Source organism: Actinomadura sp. 6K520, assembly GCF_004349245.1.
Lineage (GTDB): Bacteria > Actinomycetota > Actinomycetes > Streptosporangiales > Streptosporangiaceae > Spirillospora.
The window spans coordinates 33,556-51,038 of the sequence record NZ_SMLC01000021.1 but is presented as its reverse complement, the minus strand read 5'-3'; the positions used below and the strand labels follow the sequence as shown (position 1 = coordinate 51,038).

15 protein-coding genes are annotated in these 17,483 nt (G+C 73.2%); 14 read left to right on the top strand and 1 reads right to left on the bottom strand.

Annotated elements, in window-relative coordinates; all coding sequences use genetic code 11:
• Positions 1–77 precede the first annotated feature (77 nt).
• From E1289_RS08465 to metK, 8 genes are all read left to right on the top strand, one after another.
• A complete protein-coding gene (locus E1289_RS08465; protein WP_131977067.1) occupies positions 78–965 on the top strand; it encodes a dihydroorotate dehydrogenase electron transfer subunit in 888 nt (295 codons plus the stop codon).
• On the top strand, positions 962–1,942 hold the full coding sequence (locus tag E1289_RS08460; RefSeq protein ID WP_131977065.1) for a dihydroorotate dehydrogenase: 981 nt from the start codon (positions 962–964) through the stop codon (positions 1,940–1,942). Before E1289_RS08465 ends, E1289_RS08460 begins: the two co-directional genes overlap by 4 nt.
• Positions 1,939–2,640 (top strand): orotidine-5'-phosphate decarboxylase, encoded by a 702-nt coding sequence (gene pyrF / locus E1289_RS08455; RefSeq protein WP_131977063.1) that lies wholly within the window; start codon positions 1,939–1,941, stop codon positions 2,638–2,640. The genes E1289_RS08460 and pyrF overlap by 4 nt, the downstream gene beginning before the upstream one ends.
• An 824-nt stretch (positions 2,641–3,464) precedes the next feature.
• Positions 3,465–3,791 (top strand): integration host factor, actinobacterial type, encoded by a 327-nt coding sequence (mihF, locus tag E1289_RS08450; RefSeq protein ID WP_026405770.1) that lies wholly within the window; start codon positions 3,465–3,467, stop codon positions 3,789–3,791.
• Between the two features lie 159 nt (positions 3,792–3,950).
• Positions 3,951–4,544, top strand: a complete 594-nt coding sequence (gmk, locus tag E1289_RS08445) for a guanylate kinase (protein WP_131977061.1) — start codon at positions 3,951–3,953, stop codon at positions 4,542–4,544.
• A gap of 67 nt (positions 4,545–4,611) precedes the next feature.
• Complete coding sequence (gene rpoZ / locus E1289_RS08440; protein ID WP_021597645.1) at positions 4,612–4,866, top strand: DNA-directed RNA polymerase subunit omega; 255 nt, start codon at positions 4,612–4,614, stop codon at positions 4,864–4,866.
• A gap of 65 nt (positions 4,867–4,931) precedes the next feature.
• Positions 4,932–6,152, top strand: a complete 1,221-nt coding sequence (coaBC, locus tag E1289_RS08435) for a bifunctional phosphopantothenoylcysteine decarboxylase/phosphopantothenate--cysteine ligase CoaBC (RefSeq protein WP_131977059.1) — start codon at positions 4,932–4,934, stop codon at positions 6,150–6,152.
• A gap of 208 nt (positions 6,153–6,360) precedes the next feature.
• A complete protein-coding gene (gene metK, locus E1289_RS08430) occupies positions 6,361–7,554 on the top strand; it encodes a methionine adenosyltransferase (protein ID WP_131977057.1) in 1,194 nt (397 codons plus the stop codon).
• Positions 7,555–7,680: 126 nt separating this feature from the next.
• Here metK and E1289_RS08425 read toward each other — a convergent pair whose 3' ends face one another.
• Positions 7,681–9,231, bottom strand: a complete 1,551-nt coding sequence (locus E1289_RS08425) for an MFS transporter (protein ID WP_131977055.1) — start codon at positions 9,229–9,231, stop codon at positions 7,681–7,683.
• Positions 9,232–9,502: 271 nt separating this feature from the next.
• On the opposite strand from E1289_RS08425, the gene E1289_RS08420 reads away from it, so the two are divergent.
• The 6 genes from E1289_RS08420 (at position 9,503) to E1289_RS08395 (ending at position 17,480) form a co-directional block, all read left to right on the top strand.
• Complete coding sequence (locus E1289_RS08420) at positions 9,503–11,689, top strand: primosomal protein N' (RefSeq protein WP_131977053.1); 2,187 nt, start codon at positions 9,503–9,505, stop codon at positions 11,687–11,689.
• A gap of 16 nt (positions 11,690–11,705) precedes the next feature.
• The gene (locus E1289_RS08415) at positions 11,706–13,514 is read left to right on the top strand and encodes a hypothetical protein (protein ID WP_131977051.1); all 1,809 of its coding nucleotides are present in this window, start codon (positions 11,706–11,708) and stop codon (positions 13,512–13,514) included.
• A 120-nt stretch (positions 13,515–13,634) separates the two neighbouring features.
• Positions 13,635–14,180: a peptide deformylase gene (gene def / locus E1289_RS08410; protein ID WP_131977049.1), complete on the top strand. Its 546-nt coding sequence runs from the start codon at positions 13,635–13,637 to the stop codon at positions 14,178–14,180.
• On the top strand, positions 14,181–15,107 hold the full coding sequence (gene fmt / locus E1289_RS08405; RefSeq protein ID WP_131977047.1) for a methionyl-tRNA formyltransferase: 927 nt from the start codon (positions 14,181–14,183) through the stop codon (positions 15,105–15,107).
• A complete protein-coding gene (locus E1289_RS08400) occupies positions 15,107–16,513 on the top strand; it encodes a transcription antitermination factor NusB (protein ID WP_131977045.1) in 1,407 nt (468 codons plus the stop codon). The genes fmt and E1289_RS08400 overlap by 1 nt, the downstream gene beginning before the upstream one ends.
• Before the next feature lie 16 nt (positions 16,514–16,529).
• Positions 16,530–17,480: a phosphatase PAP2 family protein gene (locus E1289_RS08395; protein ID WP_165970393.1), complete on the top strand. Its 951-nt coding sequence runs from the start codon at positions 16,530–16,532 to the stop codon at positions 17,478–17,480.
• Positions 17,481–17,483: the final 3 nt, after the last annotated feature.

The following is a 17,483-nucleotide window of genomic DNA, read 5'->3' as shown; positions in this document are numbered from 1 at the left end:
GGAGCCGGCGCGGGCGGGGCCGGGCGGGACGTGCCGCGCCCCGCCGGCCGGCCCACGCGACGAGGAGAGGGAGACGGGTGTCCGACACACCGGTGCAGACGTCGGGGACGGTTCTGACGGTCCGCCAGGTGCAGGACTACCACGCGCTGACGCTGGTGGCCCCGGCCATCGCCGAGCGGTTCCGGCCGGGCCAGTTCCTGGCCCTCGCCGTCGGCGGCGAGCACACGTCCCGGCTGATCCGCCGCTGCTTCGGGGTGCACGAGGTCAAGTCCGACTACGGCGGCACCGTCGAGCTGGTGTTCGCCGACACCGAGCCCGGCACCGCCTGGCTCGCCGGGCGCCGCTCCCGCGACCAGGTCGACATCGTCGGGCCGCTCGGGCGCCCGTTCCGGCTGCCCCGCGACCCGGTGAGCTGCCTGCTCGTCGGCGGCGGGCCCGGCGCCGCCGCCGTGTTCGCCCTCGCCGACGCGCTGCTGCGCCGCGGCTGCCAGGTGCATTTCGTGCTCGGCGGGCCGTCCGCCCGGCAGGTGTTCGGTTCCCGCATGGCGCAGCGCATCGGCGACAGCTCCACCGTCGCCACCGAGGACGGGTCGATGGGGGAGACCGGCACCGTCCGCGACGTCCTGCCGCGCGTCATCGAGGAGACCGGCGCCGACGTCGTCTACGGCTGCGGCCCCACCGAGCTGCTGCGCTCGGTCACGCAGGTCGCCGGCGACTTCGGCCTGCCCTCCCAGGTGTCGGTCGAGGAGTTCCTCCAGCGGACGGGCGCCTGCGGCATCGGCGTCTGCATGACGTGCATGCTGCCCGTGCACGGCGACGACGGCGTGACCCGCATGGTCCGCGCCTGCGCGGACGGGCCCGTCCTGCGCGGCGACCGCGTCCGGTGGGGCGACCTCGGAACCATCCCGTTCGACGCGCTCGGCGCGCCGCGCGTCCTGAGCGTCTCCGAAAGGGGTCCTCGATGAGCGACCGGGTCAGGACCTCACTCGGGCCCCTGGAGCTGCCCAACCCCGTCATGACGGCCTCAGGGTGCGGTGGGACGGGACGGGAGCTCGCCCAGTTCTTCGACCTCACCCGCCTGGGCGCCTTCGTCACCCCGTCTGTGATGTCCCAAGCGCGCGCGGGACGTCCCACACCCCGGGTCACCGAAACGCCCAGCGGCCTCCTCACCGCGATGGGCCTCCCCGGGCCCGGAATCGAGACGTTCCTGGAACGTGACCTTCCCTGGCTCATGGAGCAGGACGTCCGCACGGTCGTCTCCGTCGCCGGCAACAGCGTCGAGGAGTACGCCGACCTCGGGCGCCGCCTCCGCAACGTCCCGGGCGTCGCCGCCATCGAGGTCAACGTCGCCTGCCCGAACGCCGAGGACCGCGGCCGCGTGTTCGCCTGGCACCCGGCCGCCGCCGCGTCCGTCGTCCGGGCCGTCCGCGACCACGCCCGGCCCGGCGTGCCCGTCTTCGCGAAGCTCGCCCCCGACGTCACCGACATCGTCACCATAGCCCTGGCCTGCGTCGACGCGGGCGCCGACGGCCTCACCCTCATCAACACCCTGGAGGGCATGGCGATCGACCCGAAGACGCTGCGGCCCGCCCTCACCGGCGTGTCGGGCGGCCTGTCCGGACCGGCCGTCCGCCCGATCGCGATCCGCTGCGTCTACCAGGTGCACGCCGCGCTGCCGACCACGCCCATCATCGGCGTCGGCGGCATCGCCACCGGCCTCGACGCACTGGAGTTCATCCTCGCCGGAGCCTCCGCCGTCGCCGTCGGCACCGCGGTCTTCCACGACCCCTCCGCCGGGCCCCGGGTCCTGCGCGAGTTGGAGGACGCCATCGCCGCCCGCCGCATCGGGCGCCTCGCCGACGCGGTCGGCCTCGCGCACAAGCCGGCCGGGTACGTCCCGCCCCAGGTGCGCCCGCAAGAGCCCGAGAAGGAGAAGCTGTGACCGCCCCCATCGCCGTCGCCCTGGACGCGCCCGACCTGGAGACGGCCGCCCGCTGGGCCACCCTGGTCACGCCGCACGTCTCCACCGTCAAGGTGGGCCTGGAGCTCTACCTGCGCTACGGGCCGGACGTCGTCGCCAGCGTCCGGGGCGCCAGCCGCGTCCAGGTCTTCCTGGACCTCAAGCTGCACGACATCCCCGCGACCGTCCGGGGCGCCGCCCGCGCCGTCGCCCGCCTCAAGCCGTCCTACCTGACCGTGCACGCCGCCGGCGGGCCCGCGATGATCCGCGCGGCCGTCGACGCGGCCCCCGCCACGGAGATCGCCGCGGTGACCGTGCTGACGTCCCTCGGCGAGGCCGACCTCACCGCCCTCGGCCTCGCCGGTCCCGCCCCGGACGCCGTGCGCCGGCTGGCCGTCCTCGCCGTGGCGGCGGGCGCCCAGGCGCTCGTCTGCTCCCCGCAGGAGGCCGCGGCCGTCCGCGCGGAGGTCGGCCCCGGCATCACGCTCATCACCCCGGGCGTCCGCCCCGAGGGCTCCGCCAACCAGGACCAGGCCCGCGTGGCCACCCCGGAGGACGCCCTCGCCGCCGGGGCGGACCTCCTGGTCATCGGCCGTCCCATCACCGCCGCACCCGACCCGGGAGCCGCCGCGGCCGCGATAGCCGCCGCCCTCCGCAGGACGTCCGCCGGCGCACCGTGAGCGAGCGGGCCGGCGGTGCGGACCGTGCCGCCCCCGGCGCCGGGACCCGGGTGCGCAGGCCCGGCCGCCCGCGGGAGCGGGCCGCGCATCCGGAGAGCCTCCCCGGTGAACAAGTGACGGGTTCTGCTTTCTGAGCAGGTATTGCTAAGGGGTTTCAGGGTGTGCGGTATCGCACTTTGTGGTTTTAGCCGCATGCGATTACGGAGACGGACTCCGCCGCATTGCGATACGTACCGAACGACGAACTCGTTCACGCGGGGCGACGATTCCCGCCGGGGAGCGTCCCCGGCGGACCGTCGGCGGTTCCGCGTCCATGTGCGATGCCCTGGCGGCGGGCGGGGGAGCTGGAGCGGTGGCGGTGCCCTCCGGGAGGTGCGCGATCTTGGCGGTCGGCGTGTTGTCGAGGATGGCAGTAACCCTCGCGGCGCGACGTGCGGAACGGCGCGGCGTGACGAGCGTCACTCGGTCGGGATCATTTGTGGGAGACCTCACAGGCGGCCGCCCGCGGGGCCCGCGGGCGTTCCGCGGGAGCGCCGGCCGGGGCGCGGCGGGGGTGCGGACCCCGCCCGCAAACCGGTACCGGGTGCCGCATATGGGGTCAGAAAGGGGGGATTTTCACGATCATGCGAAAGTCCCAGCAAGGCGCCGGGATGGGCACCCGAGGGGTCCCGATTGGGTACACTCTGTATTCAGGACACTCCAAGGAGTGATTTTCATGAATTTGTGGCGGGCTAAACGGCACTTCACGTTGCCTAATGGGCGGTGAACTCGCTAGTTTCCCAACCCGTCCGACTCCGTCGAGTGGAAACCTGAGGTGACCCGGCGTGGCTCTTCCGCCCCTAACCCCCGAACAGCGCGCCGCAGCCTTGGAGAAGGCTGCCAAGGCACGCAAGGAGCGGGCCGAGGTTAAGAATCGGCTCAAGCACGGGGGAACCTCGCTCGCCGAGGTTCTCAAAGAGGGTCAGTCCGACGACGTCATCGGAAAGATGAAGGTGTCGGCGCTCCTCGAATCACTGCCCGGTGTGGGCAAGGTCCGTGCGAAGCAGATCATGGAGCGCCTGGGCATCGCCGAGTCCCGCCGTGTGCGGGGCCTCGGCGCCAACCAGCGCGCATCCCTGGAGCGTGAGTTCGGCGGAAGTGCGAACCGCTGACGCGCGACTCACGGGCGGGCGCTGCGGCCAGGCCGCAGCGGCCGGCTCGGGGCGACCCGAGACCGGCACCATCCCGCCCGGCTCCGGCGCACGCGCCGAACGCCTCCCATCGCCGGCCGCCCCTCGCGGGGCGCACGTCCCCGGACGGGCCGGCTGAGAATGTTCGACGCAGTGCCGGACGGCTCCGAAACGCATGGCCCGCTCTCACGGCGCCTGACGGTCCTGTCCGGGCCGTCGGGCGTCGGCAAGAGCACGGTCGTCGCCGAGATCCGGCGAGCGCACCCCCGGGTGTGGCTGTCGGTCTCGGTGACCACCCGGCCGCCCCGGCCGGGTGAGACCCACGGTGTGCAGTACTTCTTCGTCGACGACGCCGGTTTCGACCGGCTCGTCGACGAGGGGGAGCTCCTCGAGTGGGCCGAGTTCGCGGGCAACCGCTACGGGACCCCGCGGCGGCCCGTCGAGGAGCGCCTGGACCGCGGCGAACCGGTCCTCCTGGAGATCGACCTCCAGGGCGCCCGGCAGGTGCGCCGCACCATGCCCGAGGCGCTGCTGGTGTTCCTCGCGCCGCCCAGCTGGGAGGAACTCGTCCGCCGGCTGACCGGCCGCGGCACCGAGCCCCCCGAGGTCGTCGAGCGCCGCCTCGCGACGGCCCGCGTGGAACTCGCCGCCGAGAAGGAGTTCGACGTCACGCTCGTCAACACGTCCGTCCGGGACGTGTGCGATGAGCTGCTAGCCTTGATGGCTGTCCACTAGTGTGGCGTCCGCCGTGTCCGGCGGACGATGAACGAACGCCGAAGCGAGACCTAGGGAAGGCCACCGAGTGGCAGCCAGCAATGAGGGCATCACCAACCCGTCGATCGACGAGCTCCTCGAAGTCGTCGACACCAAGTACGGCCTCGTGAGCATCGCGGCCAAGCGCGCCCGGCAGATCAACGCCTACTACGCCCAGCTGGGCGAGGGCCTGCTGGAGTACGTCGGCCCGCTCGTCGAGACGCAGGTCCAGGAGAAGCCGCTGTCGATCGCGCTCCGCGAGACGCGCGAGGGCCTCCTGAACGCCGAGCCCATCGAGGGCTGAGAGCGCCCCGCCCGGGGGCGACCCCGGCGGGAGACCGCCCGCTGCCTGATGGCACAGTGGGCGGCATGACCTCCCCCAAGCCGCGCGTCGTGCTCGGAGTGAGCGCCGGCATCGCCGCGTACAAGGTGTGCGAACTGCTCCGGCGGCTCACCGAGTCGGGCCACGACGTCACCGTCGTCCCGACCGAGGACGCGCTCCGCTTCGTCGGCGAGCCCACGTGGGCGGCCCTGTCGGGGAACCCGGTCTCGACGGCGGTGTGGGACGGCGTCGCCGACGTCCCGCACGTCAGGCTCGGGCAGCACGCCGACCTGGTCTTCGTCGCCCCCGCCACCGCCGACCTGCTCGCCCGGGCCGCCGGCGGCCTGGCGGACGACCTGCTCACCAACACCCTGCTCACCGCCCGCTGCCCCGTCGTCTTCGCCCCCGCGATGCACACCGAGATGTGGGAGCATCCCGCGACGCAGGCGAACGTGGCGACGCTGCGGGACCGCGGCGCCGTCGTCGTCGACCCGGCCTCCGGGCGCCTCACCGGCAAGGACACCGGCCCCGGGCGGCTGCCCGAGCCGGCCGAGCTGTTCGAGGTCGCCCGGCACGTCCTGGCCCGCGGCGCGGACGGCCGCGACCTCGCCGGGCGGCACGTGGTCGTCTCGGCCGGCGGCACCCGCGAAGCCCTCGACCCCGTCCGCTTCCTCGGGAACCGCTCGTCCGGGCTGCAGGGCTACGCGCTCGCCCGCACGGCCGTGGCCCGCGGCGCCCGGGTCACGCTCGTCTCCGCCAACGTCGCCCTGCCCGACCCGGCCGGGGCCGGCATCGTGCCCGTCGTGTCGGCCGCGGACATGCGCGAGGCCGTCCTGAAGGCCGCCGGCGCCGCCGACGCGGTCGTCATGGCCGCGGCCGTCGCCGACTTCCGGCCGGCCGGCTACCAGGGCTCCAAGATCAAGAAGTCCGAGGGGAGCGAGCCGGAGCCGATCCGGCTGGCCAAGAACCCCGACATCCTCGCCGAGCTCGGCGAGAGGCGCCGCCCCGGGCAGGTGATCGTCGGCTTCGCGGCCGAGACCGACGACGTCCTGGAGAACGGCCGCGCCAAGCTCGCCCGCAAGCGCTGCGACCTGCTCGTCGTCAACCAGGTCGGGGAGGGCCTCACCTTCGGGCGCCCGGACAACGCCGCGGTGATCCTCGGCGCGGACGGCTCGCAGACCGAGGTGCCGCGCGGCGCCAAGGAGGCGCTCGCCGAGGTCGTCTGGGACCAGGTCGCCGCCCGCCTCGTCCCCCCGCCGGCCGACTGATGCCGGCCGCGGCGCCCGGCCCGGCGGCCGTTCCCGGCCGAGGCGGCGGAGGCCCGGCGTCGCCCGGTGATCGTGGTGCCGTTCCACGTTCCCGCTAGACTCCGAAACGACCGTGGGAAACCCGGCGGGGGCGGGGTCCCCTGCCGAACTCGACAAGACATCCGTCCCTGCGACGACAGTCAGCAGCCGCTGCAAGGAGTTCACGTACGTGCCTCGCCGCCTGTTCACCTCCGAGTCCGTCACCGAAGGACACCCGGACAAGATCGCGGACCAGATCAGCGACGCGATCCTCGACTCGATGCTCAAGGACGACCCGAAGAGCCGGGTCGCCGTCGAAACGATGATCACGACCGGTCAGGTCCATGTGGCCGGTGAGGTCACCACCGAGACCTACGTGGACATCCCGGGCGTGATCCGCGAGAAGATCCTGGAGATCGGCTACGACTCGTCGAAGAAGGGCTTCGACGGCCACTCCTGCGGTGTGTCGGTGTCCATCGGCGCCCAGTCGCCCGACATCGCCCAGGGCGTCGACGCCGCCTACGAGGCCCGCGAGGGCGAGGGCGTCGACGAACTGGACCGGCAGGGCGCCGGCGACCAGGGGCTGATGTTCGGCTACGCCACCAACGAGTCGCCCGACCTGATGCCGCTGCCGATCACGCTCGCGCACCGGCTCGCGCACCGGCTATCGGCCGTCCGCAAGAGCGGGGACGTCCCCTACCTGCGTCCCGACGGCAAGACCCAGGTCACCATCGAGTACGACGGCGACCGCGGCGTCCGCCTCGACACCGTCGTCGTGTCCAGCCAGCACGCCCCCGACATCGACCTGAAGGAACTGCTGGCCCCCGACATCAAGGAGCACGTCGTCGACCCAGTGCTCGCCGGGTTCGACCTCGACACCGAGGGCTACCGGCTCCTGGTCAACCCGACCGGCCGCTTCGAGATCGGCGGCCCGATGGGCGACGCCGGGCTCACCGGCCGCAAGATCATCGTGGACACCTACGGCGGCATGGCGCGGCACGGCGGCGGCGCGTTCTCCGGGAAGGACCCGTCCAAGGTCGACCGGTCCGCCGCGTACGCGATGCGCTGGGTCGCCAAGAACATCGTCGCCGCGCAGCTCGCCGACCGCGCCGAGGTGCAGGTCGCCTACGCGATCGGCAAGGCCCACCCGGTCGGGGTGTTCGTGGAGACCTTCGGCACCGAGAGGGTCGCCCCCGAGAAGATCGAGAAGGCGATCTTCGAGGTCTTCGACCTGCGCCCGGCCGCGATCGTCCGCGACCTGGACCTGCTCCGCCCGATCTACCAGCAGACCGCCGCGTACGGCCACTTCGGCCGCAGCGAGCCCGACTTCTCCTGGGAGTCGACGGACCGCGCCAAGGCCCTGGCCTCCGCCGCCGGCCTGTAGCGGGACGGCCCGGCCGACGGTCCCGCAAGCGAGAAGAGCCCCGCGGTTTCGCGGGGCTCTTCGTCGTGTGTGCGGCGTTGAGTCTTGTGTGGCGTTGAGTGTGGCGTGGCTGCCGGCTGGGGTCGGTCAGGGTGCGCAGTGGTCGCCGCCATGCAGGCCGTAGCGGGCGCCGATGGTGTAGCGGCCGGGCTCGTCCACCTGCAGCCGGACGAACTCGCCCGCGCGCGCCAGGCAAGCGTCCCCGCCCGTCACCCTCAGCCAGGGCGACCAGTAGGCGCGCACCAGAACGGAACCGCTGGACGGCATGTCCACGACGAGTTCGCCCGCGTCGAGCTTGCGGACGGACGCCGGGCGGTCGACCAGGGGCGTCGCGCGCAGGACGCGGTACAGGCGCCAGTGCTCGTCGTGCCAGATCTCCGTCAGGTACGGCTGGCCCTCCGCGACGAGCGCGGCCTCCTCCTGCGCCGCCCAGTCGTTCTCCTGCTCGGGCAGGACGACGTACTGCACCGCCCACTTGTGCAGCCAGTCGCGGTAGGAGTCGGACGTCAGCGCGCCCTCCTCGTAGAACAGCCCGTGGCGTTCGGCGTCGACCTGGCGGTTCCAGCCGCGCGCCAGGGTGAAGTGGCGGCTCATTCCGGCCGCCTCCCAGTGGGAGCGCAGCGGGACGACCTCGATGCGCCCCTTGTCGGCGCCGAGGTTCGTCAGCTCGGTGACGAGGCCGCTGGCGTGCGCGGCGGCCTCGTCGGCGGGTTCGGTGTGGATGAGGTCGTCGACGGGCTTCACGACCTGCCAGGACGCGGTGACGATGAACGCCAGGGACAGCACGGCGATCCGCAGGCGGCCGTGCGCGCGCGCGACGGCCGACAGCAGGAACATCCCGCCGAACATCAGCGAGAGCCGCTCGACATTGCTGCCGACCGGGGACGGGATCAGCCACGTCAGCACGATCCCGGCCAGGTACACGGCGGCGCCGACGCGGACGAGGGTCCAGCTCTTCGGCGCACACGTCAGCACGGCGATCACGCCGGTGACGGCGGGCAGGACGATGGCGGTGAACGAGATCGGCTGGATGCCGTCGAAGGGGAACAGCAGGCTCGTCGTGCCCACGACGAGCGGCAGGCCGACGGCGAGGCAGACCCCGGCGCGACGGCGTCCGGTCAGGAACAGCGCGGCGGCCAGCACGAGCAGGAAAAGGCCCGCGACCGGGCTCGCCAGCGACGCGAGGAGGCTGAGGACGGCCATCCCCACCGCGCGCAGGGCGGGGGTTCCGCGGCCGGTGAACGCCACGATCGTCGCCAGGAGCGCGAACATGAGGCCCAGCCCGAACGTGGTCCGGCCGGACGCGGCGTTGCACGCCAGCGCGAACGCGGCCCAGAGGGAGGCGGGGAGCGCCACGGGCGCCTTGAACCGCCTCAGGAGGTGCGCGGTGAGTGCCGCCGAGACCGTGCCGGTCACCACGGCGACCGTACGGATGCCGAACAGCGCCATGAGGTGCGGGGACAGGACGCTGTAGGAGACCGGGTGCATCCCGCCGTACCAGGCGAAGCTGTACGCGGCGTCAGGGTGCTTCCAGACGAAGTCGGTCCACGCGGCCTGCGCCGCGAGGTCACCGCCTTCCGTCGCCAGGTACAGCGCCCACACCAGGTGGAGGACGGCCGAGGCGAACGTGGCCGCCACTACGGGGTGACGCGGGTTCGCCCACCTTCTCCAGGGCGCGGGGGACCGGGGGCGGCGTGGCGGACTCTGCAGGGCAGGAGCGTCCGCCCGCTCTTGGGTATGCGGTGTTGTCATCGCCTGGTTGTCATCGCCTGCACGGGCTTGTCGGGCGGCTAGGGCGCGGGGGCATCGGGCAATGGAGCGGCGGATGCGCACCCCGTTCGTCCCCGTTCGAACGGATCAACCCTAGCGTGCGCGGTCGGCTGTCGGGCTGATCTGGTAGGACGGGGACGTGGCGAAGGACGGTGGGGGGACGGACCTCATCCCGGGGCTGGGCGATCTGCCGGAGCGCCCCGCGGACGGGCCGGGCAAGCCTTCTCAGCCTTCCAAATCTCCCAAGTCCTCCAAGCCGGTCGGCGGCGCCAAGGGCGGCAAGCCGGGGAAGACCGCGAAGAAGGGGGCGCGGCGGCCCGCCGAGGAGCTGCCCGTCGCGCGGATCGCGGTCGACATGTCCCTGCCGCACCTGGACCGGCCCTTCGACTACCTGGTTCCGGCCGAGCTGGACGCCAAGGCCGTGCCCGGCTGCCGCGTGCGGGTGCGTTTCGCGGGGCAGCTCGTCGACGGTTTCCTGCTGGAGAGGGTCGCCGAGAGCGGTCACGACGGGAAGCTCCTCTACCTGGAGCGGGTCACGTCGTCCGAGCCCGTCCTCACCCCGGAGGTCGCGGCGCTGGTGCGGGAGGTGGCCGACCGGTACGCGGGGACGTTCGCGGACGTGCTCCGGCTCGCCGTCCCCCCGCGGCATGCCCGTGCAGAGGCGGAACCTGCGGCCGCGCCTGGCGACGAGACCGAACCTTCCGGTGACAGCGACGAACCCGGTGACAGCGAAGACGCGGACATCGGCGTATGGCGTGACTACCCGGCGGGGGCCTCGTTCCTGAGCGCTCTTGCCGACGGCAGGGCGCCCCGGGCGGTGTGGACGGCCCTGCCTGGGCCCGACTGGACGGCAGCCATAGCGCGTGCTGTGGCCGTGGCCCTGCGGAGCGGACGCGGCGCCCTGGTCGTCGTGGCCGACGGCCGCGATGTGGCGCGGATGGACGCCGCGCTGGAGGTGGAGCTGGGGGAGGGCCTGCACGTCGCGCTGACGGCGGAACTCGGCCCCGCGGAGCGCTACCGGAGGTGGCTGGCCGTTCTGCGCGGATCCGCGCGGGCGGTGGTGGGCACGCGCGCCGCGATGTTCGCCCCCGTCGCCGATCTCGGCCTGGTCGTGCTGTGGGACGACGGGGACGACGTCCACGCCGAGCCGCACGCCCCTTACCCGCACCCGCGCGAGGTCCTGGCCCTGCGCGCCCACAGGACGGGCGCCGCGGCGCTGATCGGCGGTTACACGAGGACCACCGACGCCACCCAGCTCGTCGAGACCGGCTGGGCGCACGCGCTCGCGGCGGACCGGCAGCGCGTACGGACGGCCATGCCCCGCGTCCGCTATGTCGGCGAGGACGCCCAGCTCGCCCGGGACGCCGCCGCCCGTACCGCGCGCCTGCCGAACGTCGCGTTCGAAGCGGCGCGGCAGGCGCTGCAGGACGGGCCCGTCCTGGTGCAGGTCCCACGGCGCGGATACGTGCCGGGCATCGCGTGCGGGCGCTGCCGTACCCCGGCCCAGTGCGCGGCCTGCCAGGGGCCGTTGTCACTGCCGTCGTCCCATGCCGCCCCGCACTGCCGGTGGTGCGGGCGCATCGCGGGCGACTGGCACTGCCCCGAATGCGGCTTCTTCCAGGTGCGCGCCGTGGTGGTGGGCGCCAAACGCACGGCGGAGGAGCTGGGCAGGGCGTTCCCCGGCGTGCCGGTGCGCACCTCCGGCCGCGACGCGATCCTCGAAAGGGTCGGCGCCGAACGCGCTCTGGTGGTGTCCACACCCGGTGCGGAACCGCCCGCGGAGGACGGCTACCGGGCCGCGCTGCTGCTGGACGGCTGGGTGCTGCTCGGGCGGCCGGATCTGCGCGCCGGGGAGGAGGCGCTGCGGCGCTGGATGAACGCGGCGGCGCTCGTGCGCCCGCAGGGCCCGGTCGTGGTGGCCGCGGAAGGGACGCTGCCCGCCGTCCAGGCCCTCGTCCGGTGGGACCCGGTCACCTACGCGGAACGTGAGCTGGCCGAGCGCAGGGAGGTCGGTTTCCCGCCCGCGGCGCGGATGGCCTCCCTGACCGGGACGCCCGCGGCCATCCGGGACCTTCTGGCCGATGCCCGCCTGCCCGACGGTGCGGAGGTGCTCGGCCCCGTTCCCGTCCCGCAGGCTCCAGGCCCGCAGGCGGGTGCCCATGCCGAGAAGGAACGTGCCCGGGAGAAGGAACGCGCACTGATCCGCGTACCCCGGGTTGCAGGGCACGCTTTGGCGCGCGCGCTGAAGGAGGCCCAGGGCGTGCGCAGCGCGCGCAAGGCCACGGAGACCGTACGAGTCCAGATCGACCCCCTGGAGTTGATCTGACCAATAGGGTTCTCGGGTGGCCGACAACTGGGTGGAGACCACCGTGGGCGACCTGCGGCGGTGGGCGGACGAACACGGCAAGGCGCTGGACGAGCCGGGAGCTCGGATCCTGCTCGATCTCGCGCAGAAGGAGATGGGCCTGACCGGCCCGGACGCACTGACTCCGGAGCATCTGCGCGAACTCCTGCTGAAGGTGTTCCCCGAGTCCGTGGTCGCCGGGCGCGAGGACGTGCCCACGATCCTGGACGTGCTCCGCCGGATCGCCGCTTACCTGCGCGACACCAAGGCCGTAACCGCGGACGCCGCCGCGGGCCTGGAGGCCGAGATCGACCGGATCGGCCCCGAGTTCGAGGAACTCGTCGCCTCGGTGGACAGCGTGGAACGGCAGGCCGCCGCGGAGGTCATCGGCGGGCTGATGCAGGCCGACGGCGTCTCCTTGGACGACCAGGAGGCGGTCGAGGCGTGGATCAGCGACTTCGAGGCGCTTCCCGAGCACGAGCGCTACGCCCGCACCGAGGGCTACCTGCGTCAGGTCGAAGAGATGGTCGTCCCGCCGGTGCGGCTGGCCCCGGAGGCGGAGCTGGCCGACGCCGCGCGCCGATCCAGCCTGACCCGGCTCACCCTCGCCCTGGCCGACTGGACGGGCGAGCGTGACCTCACCGAGCACGACACGCTCACCGAGGCCGACGCGGAGGCCGCCGGTGCCGCGCTCGGCCTGGAGACACCGCGGAGCCACGGCCAAATGGAGGACTCGGGGGAGCTGGAGCGGTTCTGGTGGGCCGCCGTAGAGGCCGAGGTGATAACGGCCGCTGACGGTAGGGCCGGCCCCGGCCCCGCCCTGGACGGCCTCCGTTCCACCGACGACGCGACCCTGCTCGGCGCCTGGCTGCCGATGTTCGACGCGCTTGCGGTGCCCGGCCACGACTACGCGGACGGCCTGGACGCGGTGGAACTCGTCCAGAACGAGATGACCGGCGTCCTCATCCACCTGTACGAGCAGGAAGAGCCGACGGAGCCCGAGACCCTTCTCGGGGCGTTGCTCGACCACGTCGAGGAGGCGTACGACCTCTCCGACGCCGACGGCATGCCGGCGCTCGTGTCGGACGCGTTCGCCCTTGAGCTGGCGGCCCTTGAGGAATGGGGCGTCGTCCGAAAGTCCGGTGAGGGGCGCGAGCTGACACCGCTGGGCGTGTGGGCCGTTCGGGAACTGCTGATCGCGGACGGGTTCACCGCGCCGGTCGTCGGTGAGCTGGCCGGCGCCAGGGCCTCCGAGCTCATCGCCGGTCTCACCTGGTACCGGCCCGAGGCCGCGGACGAGGAGATCGGCGGCTGGCTGGCCGGCCAGGACCCCAAGGACGCCGCCGCCGACCTCCTGGACGTCATGCGCACCGGCGGTCCGGGCGCGCGCAACCTGGCGGCGGCCGTCCTGCACCGCGTCGGCCCGGAGGCCGCAGCCGTGGTCCGCGCCGCGCAGGAGCATCCGCTTGTCTCGCCCTACGCCGCGCTTTGGCTGAACGCCACGGGCGACCCATCGGGACGGGAGCTGGCCCGCGAGGAGTACCTGTGGGTGTTCGTCGACACCGTCGCAGGGATGCTGGAGACCGCCGAACCCGAGGAGGCGGTCGAGGCGGCACTCCTTGACCTGCCGCCGGGAGCGGAGATGGAGAAGATGGTCGACGAGCTGTGGCGCACCGACCATCCCGGTGTGGCCGACGTCCTGGAGGCCCTGGGCGCGCATCACCCCGACAAGGCGACCGCCAAGGCGGCCCGCACCGCCGCCTACAAGGCGCGTTCGGCCAATCAAGGAGCGGGCCGCGGCGTGTGAATGCTCAGCGGGTAACTGTTCACGGTCGGCCTCCGTAGACTGGACGGAGCCGGACGGAGCATCCCGCCGTGCACGAACCGCAGGAACCCCCGGGGAATCTCGTAGGAAACGGAGCCTTCGTTGGCCGTCAAGCCCATCCGCCTTTTCGGCGATCCCGTGCTGCGCACGCCCGCGGAGCCGGTGAAGGACTTCGACAAGGAGCTGCGGCAGCTCGTCAAGGATCTCACCGACACGATGATCGACGCTCCCGGCGCGGGCCTCGCCGCGCCGCAGCTCGGCGTCGGCCTGCGGGTGTTCACCTACTACGTCGACGACCGGCTGGGCCACGTGGTCAACCCGACCCTGGACCTGTCGGACGAGCAGGAGACCGACGACGAGGGCTGTCTCTCCCTGCCCGGCCTCGCGTTCCCCACGCCGCGGGCCGTCCGCGCCGTGGCGAAGGGGTTCAACATGTACGGGGAGCCCATCACGCTTGAGGGCACGCACATGCTGGCCCGCTGCGTCCAGCACGAGACCGACCATCTCGACGGCATCATCTTCATCGACCGGATGGACCCCGAGCAGCGCAAGGCCGCGATGAAGGCGATCAGGACGGCCGAGTGGTTCGGCGACCCGGTCCCCGTCGTCAAGGAGTCGCCGCACCGGACCTTCGGGAAGGCGATCTAGGTGCGGCTCGTCTTCGCGGGCACCCCCGAGACCGCGCTGCCGTCGCTGAGAGCGCTTCTGGAGTCCTCGCACGAGGTCGCCGCGGTCGTGACCCGTCCGGACGGGCGTTCGGGCCGTGGGCGCCGTCTGAGCGCCAGCCCGGTGGGTGCGTTCGCCGCCGAGGCCGGCGTCGAGGTGCTCAAGCCCGCCAGGGCCCGCGATCCAGAGTTCCTCGACCGGCTCCGCGAGATCGCGCCCGACTGCTGCCCGGTCGTCGCGTACGGGGCGCTGCTGCCCCGCGCGGCCCTGGACGTCCCGCGCCACGGCTGGGTGAACCTGCACTTCTCGCTGCTGCCCGCGTGGCGCGGCGCCGCTCCCGTCCAGCGCGCCATCCTGCACGGCGACGACATGACCGGCGCGGCCACGTTCCAGATCGAGGAGGACCTGGACACGGGGCCCGTCTACGGCGTCCTCACCGAACCGATCCGCCCCGATGACACCACCGGTGACCTGCTGGGCCGGTTGGCGGACGCCGGCGCCGCCCTCCTGCTGGACACGATGAACGGCATCGAGCAAGGCGTCCTGGAGCCCCGGCCGCAGCCCACCGAGGGCGTCTCCCACGCGGCCAAGCTGACGCCCGAGGACGCCCGCGTCGAGTGGAACGGCCCCGCCCTGCACATCGATCGCCTCATCCGCGCCTGCACCCCCGCCCCGGGTGCATGGACGACGTTCCGTGACATGCGGGTCAAGCTGGGGCCGGTCCGCCTCAGGCCCGACGCGGAGAAGCTCTCACCCGGCGAACTGCGTCCGGGGAAGAACGAAGTCCTGGTGGGGACGGCCACACACCCCGTCGCCCTGGGCGAGGTCCAGCCGCAGGGGAAGCGCCGCATGGGCGCCGCCGACTGGGTACGCGGGGCCGACCTCACCGGCAAGGACACGCTGCACTGATGCCGCCCGCACGCAACCGCCGACACACCCAGAACCGCAGGCCCGGCGGTCCCCGCAAGACGGGACGTCCGCAGGACCTCGTCCGCCGCACCGCCTTCGACGTCATCCGCGCCGTCGAGACACGCGACGCCTACGCCAACCTGCTGCTGCCCTCCCGGCTCCGCGACCGCGGGCTCACCGGACGCGACGCCGCCCTCGCCACCGAGCTGACCTACGGCACGCTGCGGGGCCGCGGCACCTACGACGCGGTGCTCGCGCTGTGCAGCGACCGCGAACTGCGCCGCATCGACGCTCCGCTCCTGGACGTCCTGCGCCTCGGCGCGCACCAGGTCCTCGCGACCCGCATCCCCTCGCACGCCGCGGTGGCGACCACGGTCGAGCTGGCGCGGTCGGTCTCCGGCCCGGGGCAGGCCAAGTTCGCCAACGCGGTGCTCCGCAAGGTCGCCACCCGCGACCTCGACGCGTGGCTGGAGATCGTGGCACCCGCCGACGCCGACACGACGACCCGCCTGTCGGTCGCGCACAGCCACCCCAAATGGATCGTGTCCGCTCTGCGGGACGCCGTCGGCGCCGCCGAGATCGAGGATCTGCTCGCCGCCGACAACGACCGTCCGCGCGTCACCCTCGTCGCTCGCCCAGGCCGGGCCACCGTGCAGGAGCTGCACGAGGCGGGAGCCAAGCCCGCGCCGTACTCGCCTTACGCCGCCATCATGTCCGAAGGGGATCCGGCGGACGTCGCCGCCGTCCGTGACGGGCGCGCCGCCGTCCAGGACGAGGCGAGCCAGATGGTCGCCCTGGCCCTGACCGAAGCTCCCTTGGACGGCCCGGACGCGCGTTGGGCGGACCTCTGTGCGGGCCCTGGAGGAAAGGCGGGCCTGCTCTCCGGCCTCGCGACCCAGCGCGACGCGCGGCTCCTGGCGGCCGACATCCAGCCGCACCGCGCCGCCCTCGTCCGCCGCGCGGTCGATGACCGCGCGGGGGTGGTCGCCGCCGACGGCACCGTGCCCGCGTGGCGCCCCGGTTCCTTCGACCGGGTCATGCTGGACGCGCCCTGCACCGGTCTGGGCGCGCTCCGGCGCCGCCCCGAGGCCCGCTGGCGGCGCGGCCCGCAGTCGGTCGCCGAACTCGGTCCGCTCCAGCGCGGGCTGCTCGCCTCGGCCCTGGACGCCGTCCGGCCCGGTGGCGTGGTCGCCTACGTCACCTGCTCGCCCCACATCGCCGAGACCCGGGTGGTAGTGGACGACGTCCTGCGCAAGCGTGAAGACGTGGAACGGCTCGACGCGCCGTCCGTCCTGGCGTCACTGGCGCATGACTTGACCGAACTGGGGAACGGCCCTTACGCCCAGTTCTGGCCGCACCGCCACGGTACAGACGCGATGTTCCTGGCTCTGCTGCGCCGCACCTGACCTCCTGGAGGTTTCCGTGCTGACCGGCTTCTGGCACGCCGTGTCGTTCCTGGGCAGCGCGGGCTTCTACGTACCCGTGCTCCTCGTGCTGTTCTGGTGCGCGGCTCCGCGGGTGGTGGCACGGGCCGCCGTGCTCCTGCTGGTCGGCGGGTATCTCAACGCCGTCCTCAAGTTCGTCTTCCACGATCCCCGCCCCTACTGGACGAACCCCAGCGTCGAGGGCGAGCAGGCGTATTCGTCGTTCGGCATGCCATCGGGCCATGCGCAGAACGCCGTGGTCGGCTGGGGCTTCGCCGCCACCCTGACCCGGCGCCGGGTCCTGTGGGTGGCCGCCGCGGTGCTCGTCGCGCTGATCGGGATCTCCCGCGTCCAACTGGGGGTCCACTCGGTGGGGCAGGTCCTGGGCGGCTGGGGCATAGGCCTGACCCTGCTGGTGGTCGCCCTATTCGCGGAACCCTTCGTGGTCTCGTGGTGGACACGACGTCCCCTGGGCCTGCAATTGGCGCTCGCTCTGGGACTGTCCCTGCTGCTCCTGGGGGCGGCGTGGGCGGCGATACAGCCGCTCGAAGGCTGGCGATGGCCGCACGGGTGGGCGCAGGAGATCAGGGAGGCCGGAGGCGAGACCGAACCCATCACGCTCATCGACTCGGCCCGGGCCGCGGGTGGCCTCTGCGGAGTTCTAGCGGGGCTGTCCATCCTGGCGGCCCGCGGCTGGTTCGACCCTCGTGGGCGACCGTGGCAGCTCTTGGCGCGCGTCGCCGTGGCGATGGCCGGCGCCGCGGTCATCTACCTGCCCGCCCTCCTGCTCGACGCCTCCGGGCTGTTCCCGGCGTTCGCCCTCCAGGCGGCGCTGGGCCTGTGGGTGACGGCGGGTGCACCGGAAGCCTTCGTCCGCCTCCGCCTGGCCGCCCGCCCCACCCCCGCTCTCACCCGGCCGGGTGAGGAGCAGTCGGAACTGCGCCAATAGACT

What these genes read in the sequence shown, in the direction of transcription:
- E1289_RS08460 (WP_131977065.1), top strand. Translation starts at nt 962, where the DNA reads ATGAGCGACCGGGTCAGGACCTCACTCGGGCCCCTGGAGCTGCCCAAC.
- coaBC (WP_131977059.1), top strand. Translation starts at nt 4,932, where the DNA reads ATGACCTCCCCCAAGCCGCGCGTCGTGCTCGGAGTGAGCGCCGGCATC.
- gmk (WP_131977061.1), top strand. Translation starts at nt 3,951, where the DNA reads ATGTTCGACGCAGTGCCGGACGGCTCCGAAACGCATGGCCCGCTCTCA.
- E1289_RS08400 (WP_131977045.1), top strand. Translation starts at nt 15,107, where the DNA reads ATGCCGCCCGCACGCAACCGCCGACACACCCAGAACCGCAGGCCCGGC.